This window comes from Streptomyces iconiensis (assembly GCF_028657195.3).
In the GTDB taxonomy this organism is placed as follows: domain Bacteria; phylum Actinomycetota; class Actinomycetes; order Streptomycetales; family Streptomycetaceae; genus Streptomyces; species Streptomyces iconiensis.
In genome coordinates this window covers 14,723-37,434 of record NZ_JANCPR020000027.1, presented here as the reverse complement: position 1 = coordinate 37,434, position 22,712 = coordinate 14,723, and the positions used below count along the sequence as shown (strand labels likewise).

At 70.6% G+C, this 22,712-nt stretch carries 21 protein-coding genes and 1 pseudogene; 8 read left to right on the top strand and 14 right to left on the bottom strand.

What is annotated here, in order from left to right; translation table 11 throughout:
* Positions 1–4: 4 nt before the first annotated feature.
* From NMN56_RS25190 to NMN56_RS25170, 5 genes are all read right to left on the bottom strand, one after another.
* The gene (locus NMN56_RS25190) at positions 5–925 is read right to left on the bottom strand and encodes an AEC family transporter (protein ID WP_274040596.1); all 921 of its coding nucleotides are present in this window, start codon (positions 923–925) and stop codon (positions 5–7) included.
* A 120-nt stretch (positions 926–1,045) separates the two neighbouring features.
* The gene (locus NMN56_RS25185) at positions 1,046–2,866 is read right to left on the bottom strand and encodes a glycosyl hydrolase family 18 protein (RefSeq protein ID WP_430542697.1); all 1,821 of its coding nucleotides are present in this window, start codon (positions 2,864–2,866) and stop codon (positions 1,046–1,048) included.
* A 249-nt stretch (positions 2,867–3,115) separates the two neighbouring features.
* A complete protein-coding gene (locus NMN56_RS25180; RefSeq protein WP_274040595.1) occupies positions 3,116–3,805 on the bottom strand; it encodes a response regulator in 690 nt (229 codons plus the stop codon).
* Entirely contained in the window at positions 3,802–5,292 is a 1,491-nt protein-coding gene (locus NMN56_RS25175) for a sensor histidine kinase (RefSeq protein ID WP_283742509.1), read from the bottom strand. Before NMN56_RS25175 ends, NMN56_RS25180 begins: the two co-directional genes overlap by 4 nt.
* 76 nt (positions 5,293–5,368) lie before the next feature.
* The gene (locus NMN56_RS25170; protein ID WP_274040593.1) at positions 5,369–5,596 is read right to left on the bottom strand and encodes a DUF5708 family protein; all 228 of its coding nucleotides are present in this window, start codon (positions 5,594–5,596) and stop codon (positions 5,369–5,371) included.
* Positions 5,597–5,773: 177 nt separating this feature from the next.
* Here NMN56_RS25170 and NMN56_RS25165 point away from each other — a divergent pair, with 177 nt between their 5' ends.
* Entirely contained in the window at positions 5,774–6,499 is a 726-nt protein-coding gene (locus NMN56_RS25165) for a hypothetical protein (RefSeq protein ID WP_274040592.1), read from the top strand.
* 224 nt (positions 6,500–6,723) lie between these two features.
* Complete coding sequence (aac(3), locus tag NMN56_RS25160) at positions 6,724–7,584, top strand: aminoglycoside 3-N-acetyltransferase (protein WP_274040591.1); 861 nt, start codon at positions 6,724–6,726, stop codon at positions 7,582–7,584.
* Between the two features lie 265 nt (positions 7,585–7,849).
* Here aac(3) and NMN56_RS25155 read toward each other — a convergent pair whose 3' ends face one another.
* A complete protein-coding gene (locus NMN56_RS25155) occupies positions 7,850–8,458 on the bottom strand; it encodes an HAD family hydrolase (RefSeq protein WP_274040590.1) in 609 nt (202 codons plus the stop codon).
* Complete coding sequence (locus tag NMN56_RS25150; RefSeq protein WP_274040589.1) at positions 8,455–9,027, bottom strand: cob(I)yrinic acid a,c-diamide adenosyltransferase; 573 nt, start codon at positions 9,025–9,027, stop codon at positions 8,455–8,457. Before NMN56_RS25150 ends, NMN56_RS25155 begins: the two co-directional genes overlap by 4 nt.
* A 601-nt stretch (positions 9,028–9,628) precedes the next feature.
* Between NMN56_RS25150 and NMN56_RS25145 the strand changes: the two genes are divergently transcribed.
* The 4 genes and pseudogenes from NMN56_RS25145 to NMN56_RS25130 form a co-directional block, all read left to right on the top strand.
* Positions 9,629–10,477 (top strand): 3-hydroxyacyl-CoA dehydrogenase family protein, encoded by an 849-nt coding sequence (locus NMN56_RS25145; RefSeq protein ID WP_274041055.1) that lies wholly within the window; start codon positions 9,629–9,631, stop codon positions 10,475–10,477.
* A 354-nt stretch (positions 10,478–10,831) separates the two neighbouring features.
* The gene (locus NMN56_RS25140; protein ID WP_274040588.1) at positions 10,832–11,224 is read left to right on the top strand and encodes an STAS domain-containing protein; all 393 of its coding nucleotides are present in this window, start codon (positions 10,832–10,834) and stop codon (positions 11,222–11,224) included.
* A gap of 100 nt (positions 11,225–11,324) precedes the next feature.
* Positions 11,325–13,766 (top strand): ATP-binding protein, encoded by a 2,442-nt coding sequence (locus NMN56_RS25135; RefSeq protein WP_430542701.1) that lies wholly within the window; start codon positions 11,325–11,327, stop codon positions 13,764–13,766.
* Positions 13,767–13,913: 147 nt separating this feature from the next.
* Positions 13,914–14,006 (top strand): annotated as a pseudogene (locus tag NMN56_RS25130) (ABC transporter ATP-binding protein); the annotation flags it as partial.
* Positions 14,007–14,222: 216 nt separating this feature from the next.
* Here the strand turns inward: NMN56_RS25130 and nucS are convergent.
* Positions 14,223–14,885 (bottom strand): endonuclease NucS, encoded by a 663-nt coding sequence (nucS, locus tag NMN56_RS25125; protein WP_274040586.1) that lies wholly within the window; start codon positions 14,883–14,885, stop codon positions 14,223–14,225.
* Between the two features lie 220 nt (positions 14,886–15,105).
* Here nucS and NMN56_RS25120 point away from each other — a divergent pair, with 220 nt between their 5' ends.
* A complete protein-coding gene (locus NMN56_RS25120; protein ID WP_274040585.1) occupies positions 15,106–15,498 on the top strand; it encodes an SCO5389 family protein in 393 nt (130 codons plus the stop codon).
* Between the two features lie 144 nt (positions 15,499–15,642).
* On the opposite strand, the gene NMN56_RS25115 is transcribed toward NMN56_RS25120, so the two are convergent.
* Complete coding sequence (locus NMN56_RS25115) at positions 15,643–16,671, bottom strand: LLM class flavin-dependent oxidoreductase (protein ID WP_274040584.1); 1,029 nt, start codon at positions 16,669–16,671, stop codon at positions 15,643–15,645.
* Between the two features lie 260 nt (positions 16,672–16,931).
* On the opposite strand from NMN56_RS25115, the gene NMN56_RS25110 reads away from it, so the two are divergent.
* Positions 16,932–17,294 (top strand): ATP/GTP-binding protein, encoded by a 363-nt coding sequence (locus NMN56_RS25110; protein WP_274040583.1) that lies wholly within the window; start codon positions 16,932–16,934, stop codon positions 17,292–17,294.
* 39 nt (positions 17,295–17,333) lie between these two features.
* Here the strand turns inward: NMN56_RS25110 and NMN56_RS25105 are convergent, their stop codons facing one another.
* The 5 genes from NMN56_RS25105 to NMN56_RS25085 form a co-directional block, all read right to left on the bottom strand.
* The gene (locus tag NMN56_RS25105) at positions 17,334–18,350 is read right to left on the bottom strand and encodes an ABC transporter permease (protein WP_274040582.1); all 1,017 of its coding nucleotides are present in this window, start codon (positions 18,348–18,350) and stop codon (positions 17,334–17,336) included.
* Entirely contained in the window at positions 18,347–19,519 is a 1,173-nt protein-coding gene (locus tag NMN56_RS25100; RefSeq protein ID WP_274040581.1) for an ABC transporter ATP-binding protein, read from the bottom strand. The genes NMN56_RS25105 and NMN56_RS25100 overlap by 4 nt, the downstream gene beginning before the upstream one ends.
* 136 nt (positions 19,520–19,655) lie before the next feature.
* Positions 19,656–20,426 carry an ABC transporter permease gene (locus tag NMN56_RS25095; protein ID WP_274040580.1) on the bottom strand — a complete coding sequence of 257 codons (771 nt, stop codon included), beginning with the start codon at positions 20,424–20,426 and terminating at the stop codon, positions 19,656–19,658.
* A 1-nt stretch (position 20,427) separates the two neighbouring features.
* Positions 20,428–21,516 (bottom strand): ABC transporter ATP-binding protein, encoded by a 1,089-nt coding sequence (locus NMN56_RS25090; RefSeq protein WP_274040579.1) that lies wholly within the window; start codon positions 21,514–21,516, stop codon positions 20,428–20,430.
* 188 nt (positions 21,517–21,704) lie between these two features.
* Positions 21,705–22,664, bottom strand: a complete 960-nt coding sequence (locus tag NMN56_RS25085; RefSeq protein ID WP_274040578.1) for a coiled-coil domain-containing protein — start codon at positions 22,662–22,664, stop codon at positions 21,705–21,707.
* Positions 22,665–22,712 lie beyond the last annotated feature (48 nt).

Sequence of the window (22,712 nt, the reverse complement as noted above, 5' to 3'; positions counted from 1 at the left end):
GGCCTCAGCCCAGCAGTGCGGCCACCGCCACCAGGGCCGGGATGGCGAGGATCGTGGAGAGCAGGATGGACTCACGGGCCACGCGGACGCCGACGCCGTAGCGGCTGGCGTAGGTGAAGAGGTTCTGGGCCGCGGGGAGCGCAGCGGTGACGACGACCGTGAAGAGCTGGCGCCCGCCGAGGCCGAACACCGTGGCGCCGAGGAGCCAGGCGGTCGCCGGCTGGCCGACGGTCTTGAGGGCGACCGACAGCAGTACGGGTACACGCTCGGAGCCCCGTCCCGGCAGTGCGCTGCCGTGGAGGGATATGCCGAAGGCGAGCAGTACGGCGGGCACGGACATCGCGCCGATGAGGTGGAACGGTTCCATGACGGGTTCCGGCAGCCGGTTGCCCGTCGCCGCGACGACCACGCCCGCGAGCGAGCCGATCACGATGGAGTTGCGGAACGGGCTCGTGACGCGGCGCAGCACGCTGTCGCCCGGGCCCGATGTGGTGATGTCGAGCACGGTGAGCGCGACCGGGGTGACCAGGAGCAGCTGGAAGAGCAGCACCGGGGCGACGAGTGAGGCGTCACCGAGGACGTAGGCGGCGACGGGGATGCCGAGGTTGCCCGCGTTCACGTAGCTGGCGCACAGCGCTCCCACGGTGATCTCGCCAGCCGGCCAGCGGCGGAGGGCGCCGATGAGGGTGTAGACGCCCGCCATGGCGACGGTGCACAGCGCCGTGATCACCAGGGGAGCGGAGACGAGAAGGGACAGGTCGGTGCCTGCGAGGGTCTCGAACAGCAGCGCCGGGCTGGCGATGTGGAAGGCGAGCTTGGTGAGGACCTCGCGCCCGTTCTCGCCGAGCAGTCCGTAGCGGCCCATGAGGTAGCCGACGCCGATGACGGTGGCGATGACCGCGAAGCCTGTGAGCACACCGGACACGGCTGACCTCCCCCGATGCGGTTCCTGAGCCGGGCTCAATTGTCCGCATGGCTCCGGGGAGACGGGAGGCGGCCCCGTCTCCCCGGATGTTTCAGGGGGACTGTTTGTGCTGGTTGGCGGCTACTTGAGCCCGTTGCTGAGTGCGGTGATCAGCTCGCCGTTGGCGGTGTCACCGCTCAACTCCCAGACGAAGCTGCCTCCCAGGCCCTCCTTCTTGGCGTAGGACATCTTGCTGCCGACGGTGGCCGGGGTGTCGTAGCTCCACCACTGGTTGCCGCAGTGCGCGTACGCGGTGCCGGCGACGGTCCCGTTGGAGGGACAGCGGCTCTTGAGTTCCTTGTAGTCCTCAATTCCCGGTTCGTACTTGCCGGGTGCGGGTCCTGTCGCCGTTCCGCCGGGTTCCTTCTGCGTGACGCCCGTCCAGCCCCGGCCGTAGAAGCCGATGCCGAGGAGCAGCTTCTTGGGAGCGACACCCTTGGCCTTGAGCTTCTGGATGGCCGCGTCCGAGTTGAAGCCCTGTTGTGGGATGCCGCTGTAGGAGTTGAGCGGGGAGTGCGGGGCCGTGGGGCCCTGTGCGGCCCAGGCGCCGAAGAAGTCGTAGGTCATCACGTTGTACCAGTCGGCGTACTGGGCGGCGCCGGCGTAATCCGCCTTGTCGATCTTTCCGCCGTCCGAGCCGTCGGCCGTGATGGCCGCTGTGACGAGGTTGTTGTTGCCGAAGCGGGTGCGGAACGCCTGCATCATGTCCTTCATGACGGCGGGTCCGCTGGTGTCACAGGTGAGACCGCAGGCGTTGGGGTACTCCCAGTCGAGGTCGATGCCGTCGAACACGTCTGCCCAGCGCGGGTCCTCGACCAGCTTGTGGCAGGAGTCGGCGAAGGCGGCCGGGTTCTTCATGGCCTCCGTGAAGCCGCCGGACCAGGTCCAGCCGCCGAAGGAGTAGAGGATCTTGATGTGCGGGTACTTGGCCTTGAGCTTGCGCAGCTGGTTGAAGTTGCCGCGCAGGGGCTGGTCCCAGGTGTCGGCGACGCCGTCGACCGACTGGTCGGCCGTGTAGGACTTCTCGTAGTCGGCGAACGAGTCGCCGATGGTGCACTTGCCGTTCTGGACGTTGCCGAAGGCGTAGTTGATGTGGGTGATCTTCTCGGCCGTGCCGGAGGTCACCAGGTTCTTGGCGTGGTAATTGCGCTGGTAGACGCCCCAGTTGGTGAAGTAGCCCATCTTCACCTTGTCCCCTGGCTCCCCAGGGCCGCCACCCGTCGTGCGGACCTGGCGCACGCCGCTCGCGGGTCCCGTCTGGTCCGCCGTGTCGCGGGCCTGGACGGTGTACGCGTAGTCGGTGCCTGCCTTGAGGCCCGTGTCGCTGTACGTGAGACCGGTGACGGTGGCGATCTTGCTGCCGTCGCGCAGGACGTCGTAGTTCTTGACGCCCTTGTCGTCGGTGGCCGCCGTCCAGGTCAGCTTGACGCCGGTCTCGGTGATGTCACCCGCCGTAGGGGTGCCGGGCGCGGAGGGCGGCTTGTCACCCGGTATGCCGCCGTCACAGGAGCCGCCGTTGAGCTTGCACTCCGCAGGGTTGCCGTTCCCGCTGCCGTTGAAGCCGAACGAGACGGAGGCGCCGGGCGCGAGGTTGGCGTTCCAGCCCTTGTCCTTGGCCGTCCAAGTGGTGCCCGAGTTGGTGACGTCGGCGTCCCAGGCCGAGGTGACCTTGGTGCCGGTCGGGTAGGTCCAGTTGATCGTCCAGCCGTTGAGCGCCGTGGTGCCGGTGTTCTTCACCGTCCACTTGCCCTCGAAGCCTGTGCCCCAGTCGGACACCTTGGTGTAGGTGGCGGTGGCCTCGGCCGCGAGGGCCGCCGCCTTGGTGTCTGCGGTGCGTTCGCCCGGGGTGGCGGCAAGGCCGACACCGGCGAGCAGGCCGAAGGAGAGGCCGAGTGCCAGCACGGGAGCGGCTGTACGCCGCCGGAAAAGTCTCAGGCGCTTCAGGCGCCGGAAGAATGGTGCGGTTGCAGATCTCACGGGGGGCTCCTCGATCCGGGTCCGCCCGGACGCGGTCCGGGCGTGAGTGAGACGGAAAGGACCTGCGCCGCCTTGCGAGCACGTGTGGGGCCACGCTCACCGCAGTGTCGGGAGACTAGAGAGGTCTGTACCACTGGGTCAATAGGTCTGGACCAGATCGGGACCGTTCGTCTTCTACGGCGCCGGAATGCCCAACTCCTGGGCGAGCACGGCCGCCTGGGTCCTGCTGCGCAGATCCAGCTTCGCGAGCAGTCTGCTCACATGCGTCTTCACCGTGGCCTCCGCCATCGTGAGCCGGCCCGCGACCTCGGCGTTGGACAGCCCCTCGCCCAGGCACCCGAGCACCTCGCGCTCCCGGCGGGTGAGTTCGGCGAGACCCGGCGGTGCGTCCTCGGGGACGCGGGGCGCGCGGGCGCCCGGCTGGGCGAACTCGGCGATGAGACGCCGGGTCACGGCGGGCGCGATCAGACCCTCGCCGCGCGCGACCGTACGGACGGCGTCCACGACGGCAGCCGCCTCGCTGTCCTTGAGGAGGAAACCGGAAGCGCCCGCGCGCAGGGCACCGAAGACGTACTCGTCCAGGTCGAACGTCGTCAGTACGAGCACGTCGGCGAGCCCGTCACCGGTGATCCGGCGGGTGGCGGTCACCCCGTCCAGGCGCGGCATCTGGATGTCCATCAGCACCACGTCGGGGCGCAGTTCGCGTGCGAGGCGCACGGCCTCCTCGCCGTCCTCCGCCTCGCCCACGACCTCGATGCCCGGCGCGTTACGGAGGATGAGGACGAGGCCGGCGCGCACGGCGCCCTGGTCCTCGGCGACCAGTACGCGGATGTCCTCGGCGCCCTGGGTGCTGGCCGTTGTCACCGGTTCTTCTCCTTGTGGTCGAGGGGCCCCGTGGTGCGTGCGGTCTCTGTACGTGCGGTTTCCGTACGTGCGGTCTCTGTGCGTCCGGGGCCCGTCCGTGCCGTGCCTGCCCGTGCCGTTCCCGTACGTGGCGTCTCCGGGGCACCTGGCTCGGTGGGGGCGGGCAGCGCGGCACGGACCTCCCAGATCTTGGCGCCGTCGTGGTCCGTGGCCGGCCCGGCCGACAGCTCGCCGTGCAGCAGGTCAACGCGCTCGCGCATGCCCACGAGGCCGGCGCCCGCCCCCGGCGCGCGCGGGGAGTCGTCACCGGCGAGAGGGCTGGTGACCCGGATACGCAGCGCCTTGTCGCGCTCCAGCTCGACGGTGACGGGGCCGGGGGAGGCGTGCTTGAGCGCGTTGGTGACCGCCTCCTGTACGACCCGGTAGGCGGCGAGTTCCACGGGGGCCGGCAGCCGCTCACCCGGCGTGCGGCGGTCGTCCAGCGTGAACGTATGACCGTCGTCCGCCGCCGCGCGGGCGCGGTCGAGCAGCGCGTCGATCCCTCCGAGGGAGGGGGTGGCCACGGGCTGCGCGTTCCTGTCGGCGTCCCGCAACAGGCCGATGAGGCGGCGCATTTCAGCCAGCCCCTGCACGCTGTTCTCCCGGATGACGGCGAGGGCTTCCTGCGCGGCGGCGGCAGCCTTCTGGGCGCCGGCGTTGGCGTCGGCTCCGTCCTCGGCGCCCCCGGCGTGCTCGGCGTGCTTGGTGCCGTTGGAGGCATTGGCGCTGGTGGCCGTGCCGGTTCCGGTTCCGGTTCCGGCGCCGGTGCCGATTCCGAGGGAGAGTGCGGCCGTGGAGTGGATGGCGATGGCGGAGAGGTGGTTGGCGACCACGTCGTGCAGTTCGCGTGCCATTCGCGCCCGTTCGGCGTTGATGGCCTGTGTACGGTCCATCTCGGCCAGCAGCGCCGTCTGTTCGGCCCGCAGCCGCTCGGCGGCTGCCTCCTCCCTGTGGTTGCGCAGCAGGGCGCCCGTACACGCGGGAGCGATGGTGACGCCGCCGCACAGCCCGGCGAGGAGCAGGACCTCGGGGGAGCGGAAGGTGGCGATCAGCGTGACCGAGACGATCACCGTGAAGACCACGCTGCCGCGCATCAGCGCCCGCGACAGCCGCGCGGAGCCGTACAGCACCGCCGCGTAGACGACGTCCGTGAACAGGACGATCGTCGCCAGTAGCGAGCCGACCAGGATGTCGGCCGTCTGTGCCAGTACGGCCAGGGCCAGTGCGTACGGCGGCGCCACCCGGCGGCCCAGCGCGGCCAGGCACATCACGCCGAGCGGGACCAGCGCCAGCCAGCGGGGCCCGCGCTCGGACAATGGGGTGCTGGTCAGCCCGAACGACCACAGGAGCAGGCCCCCGGCCAGCCCGGCGATCGCGATCAGGATGTCGTCGCGGCTCGGGCGGTACGCGCGCGACGCCGGGGATGCCGTCATGGCCCCATTCGCCATGGCCCGATCCCTCATGGCCCGATCCGCCACGGCCCCGTCTTGGCGCCGCTGCGGTGACCGCGACTCGCGCCCGCGGTCATACCTGTTCCGCGGCCTGTTCTCGTGCGCGTGCCGCGTCGCGGCGTGCGCGCACCGTCAGATAGCCGCCCTTGGCCACCAGTAGTACGCCGATCGCCATCAGGACCACGCCCAGCGCCGTGAGCGTGATCACGGGGATCTCGACACCGCCGCCGAAGAGCCACAGCCCCAGACCGGCGATGAAGTGGGCCGCGCCTTCCAGGAAGGACTTGGTCACGGGATTCATACGGCCAGGTTAGTCGGCGTCACACGCCCCGATCGTCGTACGTACGGCCGACCGCGCGGCAACGTGCGCTGCACCGTTCGATGCAGTGGCGGCAGGCGGGGAATCATCATGGGCTACGACGCGTCGCGGGCGGTCGGCGATCACGCTGGAGGGACGGAAAGATGAGGAGCCCACCCCATGATCGTCACCTTGATCATCATTTGTGAGATCGCCTTCTGGGTGCTGCTCGCCGGCGGCCTCGCACTGCGCTACCTCGCGCGGATGCCGCGTACGGGAGCCGCCGTCCTGCTGTGCGAGCCGCTTCTGGAGGTCGTGCTGCTCATCGTGACGGCCATCGACCTGAAGAACGGCGCCGAGCCCGACTGGAAGCACGGCCTGGCCGCGGTCTACATCGGCTTCACCGCCACCCACGGGCACTACGTCGTCAAGTGGGCCGACGGTCACGCGGCGCACCGCTTCGGCGGCGCCGGCCGCCCGGTCAAGCCTCCGCGCTACGGCATGCCGCGCGCCCTGCACGAGTGGAAGATGACCGCCCGCTTCGCCGGCGCAGCCGCCATCGCCGCCGCGCTGCTCCAGTGCGCCACCTGGTACGTCGGCGACCCCTCGCAGACCGAGGGACTGCGGCAGTGGCAGGGCCGCATGGGCCTGCTGACCGTGATCAGCGTCATCATCGCGCTGAGCTACACGTTGTGGCCGAAGCAGCCGAAGGAGGGTGAGGAGCCGATGGAGCCGATGGAGCCGATGGAGCGGATGGAGTCGGCGGAGCGGACGGGGGCGACGGGGCGGAAGGCGTCTGCGGGGTCGGCGGAGTCGGTGGAGCGGAAGCGGCTCGGGGGCGGGGAATCGTCCGCGGACGGCAGCGCCGCCGACCGCGGCGAGGACGTGACGAAAACCCTCAGGTGAACAGGGTCGGCGGCGCGTACGCTCGAAGCCCCTGTCCGTATGCCCTCGTTGGCCTGCTTGCCCGTAAGCCCGTAAGCCCGTACGACCGCGTGTCCGCTTGCCGGTTCGTTCGGCGCCCCGCTCGCTCGTCGCGTGCCGCATGTCACACGTGCGAAGGGCGTGCGACTGCCCGCGTAGGCGTCCGCCTTCTCGTGGGAACGTGCCCGCCGCCGGAGGAACACGTCATGGACGAACAGCAGTTGCTCGCGCTCTCCCGGGGGCCCGTCACACACAGTCGCCTTGTCGCCGAGCTGGCGGCGCTGGGGCTGGAAGCGGACGCGGGGGAGACGGTCATGTTCCACACCCGTCTCTCCGCGCTCGGCTACGTTCCGGGTGGTCCGCGCACCGTTGTCGGGGCACTGCGCGAGGCGGTGGGGGAGCGGGGCACGCTGCTGGTCTACAGCGGCTGGAACGACGCGCCACCGTACGACTTCGTGGAGTGGCCACGCGCGTGGCAGGACGCCGTGCGGACCGAACACCCGCCCTACGAGCCGGGGTTGAGCGAGGGTACGCACGACAACGGGCGGCTGCCCGAGGCGCTGCGGCTCACCCCGGGCGCGGTGCGGACGGCACACCCCGACAGCTTCGTGGCGCTCGGCGCGCGTGCCGCCGAGCTGACGGCCGACGTGTCCTGGGACGACCCGTACGGCGTGAACGGCCCCCTGGGCAGGCTCGTCGCCACCGGAGGGCGGGTGCTGCTCCTGGGAGCGCCGCTGGACGCCCTCACGGTGCTCCACCATGCCGAGTCCCTGGCCCAGGCGCCGGGAAAGCGGTACCTCGGCTATGAGGTCCCCGTCCTGGACGAGCGGGGCGAGCGCGTCTGGCGGCACTACTGGGACATCGATACCGAGGACGAAGCGTTCGACTACAGGCGTGCGGGAGTTCCCGAGGGTGAGTGGCCCTTCGCCGTGATCGCCCGTGAGGCGCTCGCCGCCGGAATCGGTGTCTCCGGTCGGGTGGGCGCGGGCGAGAGCCAGCTGTTCGACGCCGCGGCACTGGTGCGCTTCGGCGTGAACTGGATCGAGTCCCGCGTCACCGGCGCCTAAGAGCGCCCCACCGGGTGCGAGAGCGTCCCACCGGGTGCGAGAGTGCCCCGCCGTGCGTGAGGCCCGCCGTGCGTGACGCTCAGCCGTTCGCCCGTTGAGGACGGTCACCCGTGCCCTTGTCCGTCCGTCCGTCCGCCCGCCCGTCCGCCCGCCTCGGTGAGCGCTGCCAGCTCCCAGGGGGCGTGCGCGCGGTGTGCCGGCACGGTGTGAACGAGGCGCTGCCTGTGGTGCGCAGCGCCCGGAACGGCGACCGCGGCGCGAGGCGTCAGGTCGCTCGGGTGAAGCTTTCGACCGCCGCCAGGGTGCCCGCCGCTTCCGTGTGGAGGTGGCCCGTCATGCCGAGAGCTTGGGCCGCTGCGACGTTGCGCGCCGAGTCGTCCACGAAGAGCGCAGCTGAGGCGGGTACTCCCAGCAGTTCCAGGGCGTGTGTGTAGATGCGGGGATCGGGCTTGGCGACGCCCACCTCGTAGGAGAGGACCGCGTGGTCGGCGACGGCCAGCAGCTCGGCGAGGCCCGTACGGGTGTGCGGCCAGGCATTGCTGACGAACGCGGTACCCACCCGCCCACGCAGGGCCGCCACGGCGTCGACGAGTGCGTGGTCCCAGACGGGGTTGCCCGTCAGGTCCCGCCGGATCTCGGCGACGGTCTCCTCGTTCACGTCCAGCCGTTCGCGTACGACGTCCCACCACTCGGGCTCGGACATGCGTCCGACGAGGACCGTGTCGTCGTTGCCCGCGAACACGGCGGAGATGAGGGCCTGTTCGGAGATGCCGAGCCGCGGTGCCCACTTGGCCACCATCCCGGGCAGCGCGTCGCGGACCACGACGCCGCCCAGGTCGCACAGGAGAGCGGAACCCGGGGGCGAGCCGTTCACCGCTCGCCGCCCGGAACCCACAGCACGTCGCCGACGGACTTGTTCGCGGTGCGCGCCAGGATGAACAGCAGGTCGGAGAGGCGGTTGAGGTAGGTCGCCGTGAGCGGGTTCATCACGTCGCCGTGTTCTTCCATCGCGGCCCACGTGGAGCGCTCGGCGCGGCGTACGACGGTGCACGCCTGGTGCAGCAGTGCCGCGCCCGCTGTGCCACCGGGAAGGATGAAGGAGCGCAGCTTCTCCAGGTCCTCCAGGAAGCGGTCGCAGTCCGCCTCCAGTTTGTCGACGTAGGTCTGTTCGACCCGCAGCGGCGGGTACTGCGGGTTCTCGGCGACCGGCGTCGACAGATCGGCGCCCACGTCGAACAGGTCGTTCTGGACCCGCACCAGGACGGTCCGCATCTCCTCGCCCAGGTCACCGAGTGCGAGCGCGACCCCGATCGCGGCGTTCGCCTCGTTCGCGTCGGCGTACGCCGCGATGCGCGAGTCGGTCTTGGGCGCGCGGCTCATGTCGCCGAGCGCGGTGGTGCCCTTGTCGCCGGTACGGGTGTAGATCCGCGTGAGGTTAACCATGTCCCGAGCGTAGCCCGCTGCTCCCCGCGCCAGGGCGGAGCTGGGAACGCGTGGGCGATGCCGGGACGGTGCACGACGGTGTGGGCCGGTCGCAGGCGATGGCCGGTCGCCCGCGACGCCCGCTGCCGGGATTTCCGCTGTGGCGGGCCCCGCTGTATGACGACGGCCTCTGTATCGGCTGTATCGGCTGTTCCCGTCATCGGCTCCCGTCATCGGCCGTATCGGCTCCCGTCGCGACGGAACGAGGGTCGGTGCGGAGGAGCTCTCTTCCATGAGCGCCCGATGAGTACCCGTGGTTCGTGGGTCTCCAGTAGTCGCGTGGGTCTCCAGTAGTCGTCAGTAGTCGTTCAGTAGTCATCGGCAGCTCTCAAGTAGGCGTCGGCGCCCGGTTGATGACGCGCGACACACCAGTGCCACCCCCGGTGTGATGTCCGCCATGTGAGACGTGATACGTGTCTCTTCCCCGCCCACGCCCACCGAAGAAGCGCTAATGTCCGCCCAACGGACGCTTATTCACGGGTGTGAGTGACGCGCACGTGGCAGTGGCGCGGCCACCCGGAGGGACAAAGCTCACCAGCGGGACGAAGTGAGGGTGAACAACGTGGCGAAGAAGCTCGCCGTCATCGGGGCAGGACTCATGGGCTCCGGAATCGCGCAGGTCTCCGCACAGGCGGGCTGGGACGTGGTTCTCCGCGATGTGACGGACGAGGCGCTCACCCGCGGTACCGACGGCATCAAGGCTTCCTACGACAAGTTCGTCGCCAAGGGGAAGCTCGACGCCACGGACGCCGAGGCCGCGCTCGCCCGCATCACCACCACGACCGACCTGGACGGCGCGGCGGACGCCGACCTCGTCGTCGAGGCCGTCTTCGAGAAGATCGAGGTCAAGCGGGAGATCTTCGCCAGCCTCGACAAGCTCGCCAAGGACAGCGCGATCCTCGCCTCCAACACCTCGGCGATCCCGATCACCAAGATCGCGGCGGCCACGGAACGGCCCGACCGGGTGGTCGGCACGCACTTCTTCTCGCCTGTGCCGATGATGGCGCTCTGCGAGCTGGTGCGCGGCCACAAGACCAGCGACGAAACTCTCGCCTCCGCACGGGAGTTCGCCGAGTCCGTCGGCAAGACCTGCGTCGTCGTCAACCGCGATGTCGCCGGCTTCGTCACCACCCGCCTCATCTCGGCGCTCGTCGTCGAGGCGGCCAAGCTCTACGAGTCCGGTGTCGCCTCGGCCGAGGACATCGACACCGCCTGCAAGCTGGGCTTCGGTCACGCGATGGGCCCCCTCGCCACCGCAGACCTCACGGGCGTCGACATCCTGCTGCACGCCACCGACAACATCTACGCGGAGTCGCAGGACGGCAAGTTCGCGCCGCCGGAGCTGATGCGGCGGATGGTGGATGCAGGGGACCTGGGGCGCAAGAGCGGCCAGGGCTTCTACGAGCACTGACGGCGCGTCAGGGCTCTGCTGAACGCTACAGGCGTGCACAAGCACTACAGGCACGCACAGCTCGCTGAGCAGGCATGAGCACGAGCAAGCTCACCGAGCACGAACGACCTCATTGAGTACGCGAGGACCCATTGAGCACGAACGGTCTCACTGGGTACGAGAGAACTCACTGAGCACGTATGAGTACGTACGCACAAAGGGCGCCGACACGTGCCGCCCACTCTCGCCCGCGAGGGTGAAATCGGTATCGGTTAAGGCACGGACGGCAACTTCGTCCCTCCCGCGACAGTCAGTTGTGGTGGGACAACAACACGTAGAGGTTCACGTACGCGGACAGCAATCCGGGGAGCGCATATGCACATCAAGGGCGACCACGCCGAGCTGGTCGTCGGAGGTCGTCTTGACGTCCGCAGCGCGGCGGACGCCCGAACGGTCCTGCACGCCGCCGTCGACTCGGGCGACGGCGACCTCGTGCTGGACCTCGCCGAACTCGACTCGTGGGATGCCACGGGCCTCGGCGTCATCATGGGTGCACACCGCCGCGCCGGGCGTTGCGGGAGGAGGCTCGTCCTGCGGGAGGTACCCCCGCAGATGCGGCGTCTGCTCGTGGCCACTCGGCTTCACCGGATCCTCGCCATCGAAGGAGGGCAGGGGGCCAGGAGAGGCCAGCGTGGGCAAGGAGGCCAGCGCGGACCTGCACCTTCCACTTCTATCGAGCCCGACGTCCACATCCTCACAAACCCATGACGTACGGGCCCGCTCCGCGCACGCCCGGCTCCGGAACAATGGGCCGCGAGCTGTGCCGGCCGAGTAGTTGAGGTGCAGCACCGTTCTTGGGGGGATGACCATGGATCCGTACGGCAGTGAGCGGCATCGGCACGGAAGAGAGCACGCGTACGGCGACGGCGGGCCCGTGCGTACGGTCCAACTGCTCGCTGACAGCTACTTGCTGACGGTGAACCCCGTCGACGGCAGCGAGATCGAGCCGTGCCCGCCGGGTGAACTGCCGGGCAGGGCGCCCAAGCTGGGCCCGGACGAGCGCCCCGAGCCCCTCGGCGCCGCGACACTCGCCGCCATGACACCGCCCGCGCCGCCCCTCCTGGAACGCGAGGAAGAGCGCGAGCGGCTCGCCAGGCTTCTCGCGCGCGGGCGCTCCGTACGGCTCACAGGGCCCGCGGGTTCGGGGCGCACCGCACTGCTCGACGCGGTGGCGCAGGACGTCGCCGGGCTCGCACCCGACGGCGTCGTGCGCCTCAGCGGACACCGCCGTACCCCCAGCGACCTGCTGCACGAGCTGTTCGTCTCGGTCCATGACGCGCCGCTCCAGCGGCCGGGCAAGGCGCAGCTCACCGGGGCGCTGGCCGAGATCGGCGCGGTCGTCATCCTGGACGACCTGGAGTTCGGCGGTGCCGCGCTCGACGAACTGCTGCGGACGACGCCCGAGTGCGCCTACTTGTTCGCCACCACTCCCGATATCGCCTCACCCGCCTCCGAGTCCCGCGTCGAGGAGGTCTTCCTCGCGGGGCTCAGCCGTACCGCCTGTCTGGAACTGCTGGAGCACGCCGTCCGCAGGCCCCTGACCGACGACGAGGCCGACTGGGCGGCCGACCTGTGGTTCGAGTCCGAAGGCCACGTGCAGTGCTTCGTCCAGGCCGGAGCGCTGCTGCGGCGGCGCCAGGCGGGCGGAGCCTTCGCCCCCGCTTCCGGCACGGCACTCGTACCGGCGCTTCTCGGCACGCTGCCAGGCGCCGCGCTCGGCACACTGCGGCTGGCCGTCGCCCTCGACGGTGAGCTGCCGCACCACGCCCACCTGCCCGCGCTCACCGGCGACCAGCAGGCCGACGACGCGCTGCCGGAACTCGTGGGCTCCGGCCTGGTCAGCCCGGCGGGCGGCCACTTCAGACTGGCGGCGGGAGTCGCGGACCAACTCGCCGAAGCCGGCTTCACCGAGGCCGCCGAAGCACAGGCACTCGCCGCCGCCCAGCACTACACCTGGTGGACGGGGCACCCGTCCGTCACGCCCGAACGCGTCGCGGCGGAGGCCGACGCCGTACTCGCCGCCGCGCGGGGCGCACAGCGAGGCGGCAACCCCAACGCCGCCGTGCTCCTCACGCGTACGGCAGCGCCCGTGCTGGCGGCAGCGCTGCGCTGGAGTGCGTGGGAGCGGATGCTGCGCTGCGGCCAGGAAGCCGCGCGGCTGTCGGGAGAGATCGCCGAAGAAGCCTACTTCCACCACGAGCTGGGCGTCCTCGCCCTCGCGACGGGCAACCCCGAGCGGGCCAGGGCCGAGCTGGAGGCCGCCGTCGGGCTGCGGGGCACCCTCGCCGAGCAGCGCGGTGTCGTCGCGGGCCGCAGAGCCCTCGCGCTCGTCGCCGACCGCCTCGCCGCCACCGGCACCCCGGCAGCCCATGGCGCCGCACCTGCGCCCTCAGGGCTCTCACAGGCGCAGAGCGGCGCCGCGCACCCGCTGGACGGCGAAGAGTCCGCCTCACCGCCCGCGGGCGTGCCCATGGGCGCGACAGCGGGGCCTGTCACCACATCCGTCTCCTCGATGGCCGCCGCGCGGCAGCCCGCGGGCGAGACGCTGGTCTCTCCCGAAGGACACACGGTCAACGCCACGGGGCCCGCTGCGGGTTCTGCAGCGGGCATGGGTGCGGTGGCCAACGCACGCACCTCCAAGGAGGCGGCAGGGCGCGGCGCTTCACGCCGGCTGCACGCGTTCACCAGCAGCAAGCGGAACGTCGTGGCCGCGAGCGCCGGAGCGCTGCTCGCCGCCGTCCTCGGCACGATCGTCACGCTCAGCAGCGCGTCCGACGACGGCACGCCCGACACCGTACGGCCCGAGCAGTCGGCGTCCCAGGACGACGACGGCGGGCTGACGGCCGACGAGCCGGGGCGCGGAGGCGGCGCGACCAGCCGCCCCCAGCAGCCGGCTGCCGGTGCCACCTCGCCGGCGCCCGGCGGGGGAGCCGCCTCGTCGGGCGGCAGCAAGCCCCCCGAACAGTCGCCGAGTTCGCCGGACAGTTCCACGCCGTCCGACGACCCGCCCTCCTCGCCGGATGACCCCCCGTCCTCGCCGGACGACCCGCCCTCGTCGCCGAGTGACGACCCGACGCCCAGCGACGACCCGACTCCGAGCGACGACCCGACTCCGAGCGACGATCCGACGAGCGAGGACCCGCCGAACACCCCGACGGGCGGCTCGGGTTCGGCCCTCGGCCCTGAATCGGACACCTCGGACACGGGCGGCGCCGTGCGGCAGGATTCCGCCACGTCGCAGGCGGTGTAGGGGCGCACAGCGCCGAGCTGTTCGTGACATCGGCGCCGAACCGGCGTACTGGTACGGGGCGTTGTTTCTGGCATCAACCGAATGGTTGATGCCAGAACGAACAGAATGGCCGATGTGCGGGGGTGCCCGCTCCGTCACGCTCGTGACATGCCACTTATCGAAGTCAACGGGCTGCGCAAGGAGTACGGGGGAAGGCCCGTCGTCGACGGGGTGAGCTTCACCGTCGAGGACGCCTCACTGGATGACGCCTTCCTCGATCTGACGGCACAGGAGAACCCGACATGACGACTACTTACGTCCCGCCGCACCCACCCCCTCCCCGGCTGGCCCGACCAGGCAGAGGGGCCGGAGCAGGGTGCCGTAGCAGAGGGCCCGAGCCGGGGCCGGAGCCGCTCGGGTGCGGGGGGTCGGGGGTCGGGGGCGGCCGGCGGGGCGGAGGAGGTTCAGGGGTGGGGCTCAGAAGAGGCGGAGCTTGTCGTCCTCGATGCCGCGCAGCGCGTTGTAGTCGAGGGTCACGCAGTCGATGCCCCGGTCCGTGGCCAGCACGCGGGCCTGCGGCTTGATCTCCTGGGCGGCGAACACGCCCTTGACGGGGGCGAGATGGGGATCGCGGTTGAGCAGTTCCAGATACCGGGTGAGCTGCTCCACGCCGTCGATCTCGCCGCGCCGCTTGATCTCGATGGCGACGGTGGTGCCGTCGGCGTCCCTGCACAGGATGTCGACGGGGCCGATCGCCGTGGGGAACTCCCGCCGGATCAGGGTCCAGCCTTCCCCCAGGGTCTCCATTCGGTCAGCGAGGAGTTCTTGGAGGTGAGCTTCGACACCGTCCTTGATGAGGCCCGGGTCGACGCCGAGTTCGTGCGACGAGTCGTGGAGGATCTCCTCCATCGTGATGATCAGTTTCTCGCCCGCCTTGTTCTCCACCGTCCAGCGCTGATCGTCACCCTCCTTGAGCGTGCAGGGCGGAGACATCCAGTTGAGGGGCTTGTAGGCGCGGTCGTCCGCATGGACGGAGACCGAGCCATCGGCCTTCACCAGGATGAGCCGGGGCGCGGAGGGAAGGTGTGCGGTGAGTCTGCCGGCGTAGTCGACGGAGCAGCGGGCGATGACGAGGCGCATGGTCGGTCACGCTACTGGACACCCCGCGCTCCGCGCGATTCGCCCCTGGATGGCCTCCTTCGCGGGTGGCGCGAGTATTCCCATTCGCATGAGGTGCGGACGGGTTGAGCCTTACCGTGAAAGGGGGGCGTCGCCGTCCGAGGTTGCGCGATTACACGGCGAGGTCCCGACACCCCCAAGAGACCCCGGTCTCCGGGCCGGGTCCGTGAGAGGAGAACTCATGTCGCTCGACGTCCCACCTGCGCTTCTGGAACAGGCAGAGCGTGGCGAGGTGGATGAGGCGGCGTTCGTCGACTGCGTCCGCACTTCTCTCCCGTACGCCTGGGAGATGGTCAGCTCACTGGTCGCGCAGTTGAAGGTGGACGGCGGGGAGTTCGCCGACAACCAGACGCCACCGCCGGACGAGCAGGCCCGAGGCCAGCTGTTGCGAGCGCTGGCGAGTGACGCGATCAGGGGCGCGCTGCAGCGTCACTTCGGCGTGCGGCTCGCGTTCCAGAACTGCCACCGGGTCGCGGTGTTCCCGCTCGACGCCTCGGTGGACGAGCGTCTGAGCCGGTTCACATCGGTCCGTGGCCAGCTTCTCAACCAGTCTCCGGAACTGCGGGACTGCTAGGCCCTCACTTCGTTGGTTGCGCGCCGTTGCGGCGTCGGAAGCCACTGCCGTCGCAACGGTCTTCGCTTCCCCCTAACCCCCGGCCCCCCGCAAGGGCTCACCCCGCCCCGCAAGGGCTCACTCACCCCGCATCCCCGCAGAGGTTCACCGGAGCAGTGGCAGCACCTCATCGCCGACCTGCTGGATGTTCCGTTCCGTGGCGTCCAGGTCACCGGTGCCCTCGACCAGCAGCGCGAACCGCTGGATGCCCGTACGTTCGGCCGAGGCCGCGAGCCGGTCGGCGCACAGTCGGGGTGGGCCTACGGGGTGCAGGCCGCACAGCAGTTCCGTATAGCCGACCGGGTCCCGCATGGGCCGTTGCCTGCCGTCCACGGTCGTATGTGCCCCCAGCCCCTCGCGCAGCCAGCCGGGCATCGCCTTGATCAGGCACTCCGTCGCCTCGCTCCGTGAATCGCCCACCTGCACGACCCCGGCGGACACGTGCCACGGCTCCGCCGCCTCGATCTCCTCGGGCCCGTGCCCCGCCGCACGGGCCTCACGGCGCCACAGGGCGACCATCCCGGCCTTGTCCTCGTCCCCGCAGTGCATCCCCAGCAGCATCGGCAGGCAGCGCGCAGCCGCGAGCCGCACGGTGCCGGGCGAGGTGCAGGCGACAACGACGCGCGGGGCGCCGTTCGTGGCCGTACCGGCGCGCGGTACCACGGGGACCTCACGGAAGGTGTAGCGCTCGCCTTCGGCGCCGACCCTCGGCTCCCGCAGCCAGCGCAGCAGCAGGTCGAGGGACTCGGGGAACCCCGTGTCGTATGCGGGGAGTCCGCCGCCGAACACCTCCAGGTCCACCCATGGCCCGCCCCTGCCGACCCCGAGCGTGAAACGTCCGCCGGAGACGTGGTGCAGCAGCGCGGTCTGCTCGCCAAGAGCGACCGGGTGCGCGTTCGGCAGCACGGTCACCGCTGTGCCGACGCCGATCCGCCGTGTACGCCCCAGCAGCAGCGCCGCGAGGGTCACGGCCGAGGGACAGACGCCGTACGGGACGAAGTGGTGCTCGGCCAGCCAGACGGCGTCGAGCCCGGCATCCTCCGCTGTCTCGGTCGCGCGCACCACACGGTGCAGCGCTTCCTCCTCCCCCTGGCCCGGGAACTGTGCCCCCAGGACAAAAGCTCCAACTCGCATTCCCCACCGCCCTTGTGGACCGCTCCCGCGACGGCCGGGCCGCGGGTGGAGCGCCCTGGCCGACCGGGGCCCCTGCCTAGCAATAACGGCTGACACGTGCCAAAGGCACGGCCCCGCGTGCCATTCGTCGGATGAACGCCAATCGGCCGTCGTCTGTGGACAGGCGCCGGTCACGGCGTCGCGCGTGCGTAGGGTGGTTGCGGCACGGTCCCCCGGCCTGCCGCCCCCGCCGTTCCCCCCGTCGACCCCGAGGTGCCCACGTGTCCCCGCGTCGTAACCGCTCCCGTGGCGGTGCTGCCAACTCCGGCAAGGCCGCCCGCTCCGTGTCTGCCACGCGGCGTGAGGGCGACGAGGGAGAGAGCAGAGAGCGGTACGGGCTGGAGCGAACGGAGACCTGGCGGGGGGAGGAGTGGGCCGTGCGGCAGATAAGCGGGGGCGCGGCCATGAAGCACTACCGCTGTCCAGGCTGTGACCAGGAAATTCCACCCGGGGTGCCGCATGTGGTCGCCTGGCCGCGTGAGGGCGATGTCGCGGAGCGGCGGCACTGGCACCGCGCGTGCTGGAACGCGCGGGACCGCCGGAGCGCGAGGCTCCAGCGGTCCCGGAATGCGCCGCGCTACTGACGGCGTCCTCGTGTCCCCGTACCAGGGACGGTACGGCGGCTAGACGTCCCGCTTGTTCAGCAGCGTGCAGGCCACGACGAGGGCCACGGCGGTGACGCCGGCCAGCCCGCCGAGCAGTGGCCACCCCGAGGCGCTGTCCTCCGGAAGCATGGGGGTGCCGAACAGGGCGCCGAGCCCGTTGAGGGGCGAGTACTCCATGAGCTTGTCGCGCACGGTCTCCAGCGCCTCGGCGCGCATGAACATCGCCAGCAGCAGCGGCAGGAGCACCACGCCCATCATCGTGGTGATGGCCCCGGCCGAGTGCCGCAGCAGCGCGCCGACAGCGAGGGACAGCAGCCCGAGGAGCGCCACGTACAGCCCGGCGCCGACGGTCGCGCCCAGCCACTCTCCGCTGTCCGCGACGATCCTGCCCCCTTCGACGGAGTCGGCCAGGGAGCTGTTCCTCACGTACGAGGGAATCTCCTGGTCGCTCAGCAGCGCCGAGTTGATCAACGCGGTGATGGTGCAGGCGACCGTGGTGGTCACGAAGGCCAGCACGAAGAAGACCAGCGACTTGGCCATCAGGACCCGCCCGCGCTGCGGGCAGGCGGTGAGGGTCGTACGGATCATGCCGGTGCCGTACTCGGAGGTGATCACCAGCACCCCGAGCGTGATCACACAGATCTGGCCGAGCATCAGGCCGAACAGCCCGCTGGACAGCAGTGGATTGCCCGTGTACTGGCCGCCGCTCATCGCGAGCGCCGACAGCAGGCCGATGCCGACGACGAGCGCGAACATGATGGCGATCGTCCAGACCGTCGAGCGGACCGAGCGGATCTTCGTCCACTCGGAGACGATCGCGTTGCCCAGGTGGGTGCGCCTGGGCGGGATGGGCGAGGTGTACGTCGCGCCGCCGCCCTGCCCGGACCAGCCGTGCTGCTGTGCCTGTTGCTGCGGCACCTGTTGAGCCTGCTGCGGCTGTGCCTGCTGCTGTGCGTGCCCTGTCTGCTGCGGCTGAGAGGGCCGGCCAGGCTGCTGGGGCGGGACCTGCCCCTGGTACTGCTGCTGCGTGCTCATCGGGCGTCCCCGCCTTCGGCTCGGGCGTACGGATTCGGCGCGTCCTGCGGGGGTGGGGGCGGTGGCGCCCACCCGCCCTGTTGCGCCGGCATCTGCTGGCCGGGCACCGGACCCCCGGGCATCGGCGGGCCCGGTACCGGGGCTCCGGGCATGTGTTGCCCCGGCATCGGGGTTCCCGGCAAGCCCCCTGGCATCTGCTGACCCGGCAACGGGCCGCCGGGCATCTGCTGCTGGAGGCCGGCGCGTTCGTCGACGGTGGAGCGGTAGTCGACGGAGCCCTGGGTCATGCGCATGTACGCCTCTTCCAGGGATGCCTGGTGCGGCGAGAGTTCCCACAGCCGGACGCCGGCGTGGTGCGCGAGGTCACTGATGTGCGGCAGCGGGAGCCCGGTGACGCGGAGCGCGCCGTCTCCCTCGGGCTGCGGTTGGCCGCCGGCCTCCTGGAGGACCGCGGTCAGCTTCTCCTGCTGTTCGGGCTCGCCTTCGGGCGTTCGTACGCGCGCGAAGCCGACGGAGTTGCGCGTGATGAACTCGTTCACGGACATGTCGGCCATCAGCTGGCCGCGCCCGATCACGATCAGATGGTCGGCGGTCTGCGCCATCTCGCTCATCAGGTGGCTGGAGACGAAGACCGTACGGCCCTCGCTCGCCAGCCGCTTCATGAGGTTGCGCACCCACAGGATGCCCTCGGGGTCGAGGCCGTTGACCGGCTCGTCGAAGAGGAGGACCTGCGGGTCACCGAGGAGCGCTGCGGCGATGCCGAGGCGCTGGCCCATGCCGAGCGAGAAGCCCTTGGACCGCTTCTTGCCGACCTCCTGGAGCCCTACGACCCCCAGCACCTCGTCGACCCTGCGGGTCGGGATGCCGGACAGCTGCGCGAGCGAGAGCAGGTGGTTGCGCGCGCTGCGTCCCCCGTGCACGGCCTTGGCGTCGAGAAGCGCGCCCACCTGCCGTGGCGCGTTGGGCAGTCCTTTGAAGGCGTGCCCGCCGACGGTGACCTGTCCGGATGTCGGGGTGTCGAGCCCCAGGATCATCCGCATCGTGGTCGATTTCCCGGAGCCGTTGGGCCCCAGGAATCCGGTGACGGCACCGGGCCGCACCTGGAAGGTCAGGTTGTACACGGCCGTCTTGGCGCCGTAGCGCTTCGTCAGGCCGTATGCCTCGATCATCCTTCGCCCCTGTACGCAGTTCGGGGCTTGCTCGCCCCCCGACACGGCCTAGGAGGACGTGAGAGGCGGCATTGGTTCCATGGGGCGCCTGTCCTCTCCAGGGGAGCGAGGGACGAAACGGGTGAGGGGGACGGTCTCAGGCGTCCCGCTTCTTGAGCACCACGTATCCCGCGAGGAGCGCGACGGCGGTCCAGGCGACCATGATGAGCAGCCCGCCCCACGGCCCGTACGGGCGGTCCAGCGAATCGGGCACCACCGACATGACCGTGCCGCCCGCCTGGTCCGGCAGGTACTGCGCGAACTTCTTCGTGGCGCTGACCGACCCCAGGATGTTGGCGACCAGGAAGAACCACGGCATCAGGATCGCGAAGGCCAGCAGCGGGCTGCGCATCACGAAGGTGAAGCCGAGCGAGAAGAGCATGATCAGCGTCATGTAGAGCCCGCCGCCGAGCACGGCGCGCAGCACGCCCGGTTCGCCGATGTTCGTCCCGTGGTCGCCGAGCAGTGCCTGGCCGAGGAAGAACGTGGCGAAGCTCGTGACCATCCCCACCACCAGCACCAGCAGCCCGGCCACCAGCACCTTGCACAGCAGGAACGTGCCACGCTGCGGCACGGCGGTCAGCGAACTGCGGATCATGCCGGTGCCGTACTCGGCCGACACCACCAGCACCCCGAAGGCGATCATCGCGAGCTGGCCGAGACTCATGCCGGCGAAGGCGGTGTACGTGGGATCGAACGTGAGCTGGGAGCGGGTGGACATGCGGGAGAACTCGGACTGGGTCAGCGTGCAGATCATCGCCCCGAGCCCCACGGTCACCACCACAGAGGCGACCAGCGTCCACAGTGTGGACCTGACGGAACGGACCTTTGTCCACTCGGATTTGAGTACGCGGGAGACGTGCGCCATGTCAGCGTCCCTTCCCCTTCTGCGGGTCGTCCCAGCCCTCGCCCCAACCGGTCCCCGGCGCGGGCCCAGCGCCTGGTGCGGGCCCCACCCCGGGCGTGTGCCCGGGGCCCGCGGGCCCTTCGCCCGGCGGTACGTTCGCGCCGGGCACGGGTGAGGCCGGCGCGGCGCCGTTCTCCGCGTGCGCGTGGTACTCGACGGTCTCGGCCGTCAGCCGCATGAAAGCCTCCTCCAGCGAGGCCCGCTGGGTGCTCAGCTCGTGCAGCACCAGGCCCTCCCTGGCCGCGAGTTCGCCGATCCGCGCCGCGGCCTGCCCGTTCTCGACCGTCTCGATCTCCAGCGCCCCGTCTTCGCCCTGCACCGGTTGGTACCCCTCGGCGAGGAACACCTCCCGCATCCGCTCGGCCTCGGGAGACCGCACGCGTACATACGTGCGCGAGTTCTCGCGGATGAACTGTGCCATCGAGGTGTCGGCCATCAGCTTGCCCTGGCCGATGACGACCAGGTGCTCGGCGGTGAGGGCCATCTCGCTCATCAGATGGCTGGAGACGAAGATCGTCCTGCCCTCGCGCGCCAGATGCAGCATGAGGGTGCGGATCCAGTGGATGCCCTCGGGGTCGAGCCCGTTGACCGGCTCGTCGAACATCAGGACCTGCGGGTCGCCGAGCAGCGCGCCCGCGATGCCCAGGCGCTGCCCCATCCCCAGCGAGAACCCCTTGGGGCGCTTGCGCGCGACAGCCGAGAGACCCACCATCTCCAGCACCTCGTCGACCCTGCGGTCGGGGATGCCGTTGGACTGGGCCAGACACAGCAGATGGTTGTACGCGGAGCGCCCGCCGTGCACGCTCTTGGCCTCCAGCAGCGCCCCGATGTGGTTCAGCGGCTCCTGGAGGTGGTCGTAGTGCTTGCCGTCGATACGTACGTCGCCGGCCGTGGGCGAGTCGAGGCCCAGCAGCATCCGCATCGTCGTGGACTTGCCCGCGCCGTTCGGACCGAGGAAGCCGGTCACGACGCCAGGGCGCACCGTGAAGGTGAGATCGTCGACGGCGAGCTTCTCGCCGTAACGCTTCGTGAGGCCCCGCAGCTCGATCATGAGTCCGAAGCTAGGCGGGCCCGGGGTGCTCCGCGATACGGGTTGGGCCGACCGGGTGGACCACCGCCGGTGTCCTCGCGGGTCCGGCCCGTTGCCCTCGCGGGGCCTGTCCCTCCTACGGGCCCCGGAACCCACACAGGCCCGGCACCCTCACCGGGTGCCGGGCCCTCGGCGAAATCTCCGGCCCTTCAGCGCGTCTGCTGAGCGGGCACCCCGCGGCTGAGAGAAGAGGACTCCTCCGTGCCGGCCTCCTCGCCACCAGGCTGTCCGGCGGCGGCGACGGCCGCACCGGTGAGCGTGGCCAGCATCTCGCGCACGTTCGTCAGCTGCGCGTTGATGCTGTCGCGGCGGTTGGTGAGCGCGGCCAGTTCGCGCTCGGACTCGCTGCGCACGCGGTCGGCCTTCGCGTTCGCGTCCGCGACGATGTCCTCGGCCTGACGCTGCGCGGTCTCGACGGTCTGACGCGCGCGGCGCTCCGCGTCCGTACGCAGCTTCTCGGCCTCAAGGCGCAGCTGCTCGGCACGGTGCTCGATCTCGGCGAGGCGCTTCTCCGCCTTGGCCTGACGGGAGGCCAGGTCGCGCTCGGACTGCTCGCGGCGCTTGGCGAGGTTGGTCTCGAAATCGGCGGCGGCCTGCGCGGCCTTGGCGCGGGTGTCCTCGAAGAGGGAGTCGGCCTCCTCCCGCTTGGACTGGGCGTCCTTCTGCGCTTCGTTCCGCAGCGTGGTGGCCTCGCCCTGGGCCTTCTCGACGATCCGGGTGCCCTCGTCCTCGGCCTTCGCCTTGCGCTCGACGGCGAACGCCTCGGCGTCGTTGCGCACTTGCTGCGCGGCGCCCTCGGCCAGCTCACGGTGCTGCTCGGCGGCCCTGCGGGCCTCCTCACGCAGGTCCTTGGCCTCTTCTTCGGCGAGGCGGAGGATCTTCTCAACGCGCGCACCGAGACCGGCATACGACGGCTCCGCGTCGTTGACCTGGGCCTGGGCATTCTGGGTTTCGAGGTGGAGTTCCTCGATGCGCTTTTCCAGAGAGGTGATACGGGCAAGGGCGCTGTCACGGTCGGCGACGAGCTTCGTGATGCGGTCGTCCACCTGCCCGCGGTCGTAGCCACGCCGCACGAGCTCGAAGCCGAAGGGGGAGGAAGTGTCGCTCATGGGGTTCCTGTCGATTCAGACGGGTTATCAGACGGGGAGTGATAGAGG

Coding starts and splice junctions, on each gene's coding strand:
- NMN56_RS25090 (WP_274040579.1), bottom strand. CDS start 21,516: ATGATCGAGCTGCGGGGCCTCACGAAGCGTTACGGCGAGAAGCTCGCC.
- NMN56_RS25085 (WP_274040578.1), bottom strand. CDS start 22,664: ATGAGCGACACTTCCTCCCCCTTCGGCTTCGAGCTCGTGCGGCGTGGC.
- NMN56_RS25120 (WP_274040585.1), top strand. CDS start 15,106: ATGTCGCTCGACGTCCCACCTGCGCTTCTGGAACAGGCAGAGCGTGGC.
- NMN56_RS25140 (WP_274040588.1), top strand. CDS start 10,832: ATGCACATCAAGGGCGACCACGCCGAGCTGGTCGTCGGAGGTCGTCTT.
- NMN56_RS25135 (WP_430542701.1), top strand. CDS start 11,325: ATGGATCCGTACGGCAGTGAGCGGCATCGGCACGGAAGAGAGCACGCG.
- NMN56_RS25170 (WP_274040593.1), bottom strand. CDS start 5,596: ATGAATCCCGTGACCAAGTCCTTCCTGGAAGGCGCGGCCCACTTCATC.
- NMN56_RS25095 (WP_274040580.1), bottom strand. CDS start 20,426: ATGGCGCACGTCTCCCGCGTACTCAAATCCGAGTGGACAAAGGTCCGT.
- nucS (WP_274040586.1), bottom strand. CDS start 14,885: ATGCGCCTCGTCATCGCCCGCTGCTCCGTCGACTACGCCGGCAGACTC.
- NMN56_RS25175 (WP_283742509.1), bottom strand. CDS start 5,292: ATGGCGAATGGGGCCATGACGGCATCCCCGGCGTCGCGCGCGTACCGC.
- NMN56_RS25100 (WP_274040581.1), bottom strand. CDS start 19,519: ATGATCGAGGCATACGGCCTGACGAAGCGCTACGGCGCCAAGACGGCC.
- NMN56_RS25150 (WP_274040589.1), bottom strand. CDS start 9,027: ATGGTTAACCTCACGCGGATCTACACCCGTACCGGCGACAAGGGCACC.
- NMN56_RS25115 (WP_274040584.1), bottom strand. CDS start 16,671: ATGCGAGTTGGAGCTTTTGTCCTGGGGGCACAGTTCCCGGGCCAGGGG.
- NMN56_RS25165 (WP_274040592.1), top strand. CDS start 5,774: ATGATCGTCACCTTGATCATCATTTGTGAGATCGCCTTCTGGGTGCTG.
- NMN56_RS25105 (WP_274040582.1), bottom strand. CDS start 18,350: ATGAGCACGCAGCAGCAGTACCAGGGGCAGGTCCCGCCCCAGCAGCCT.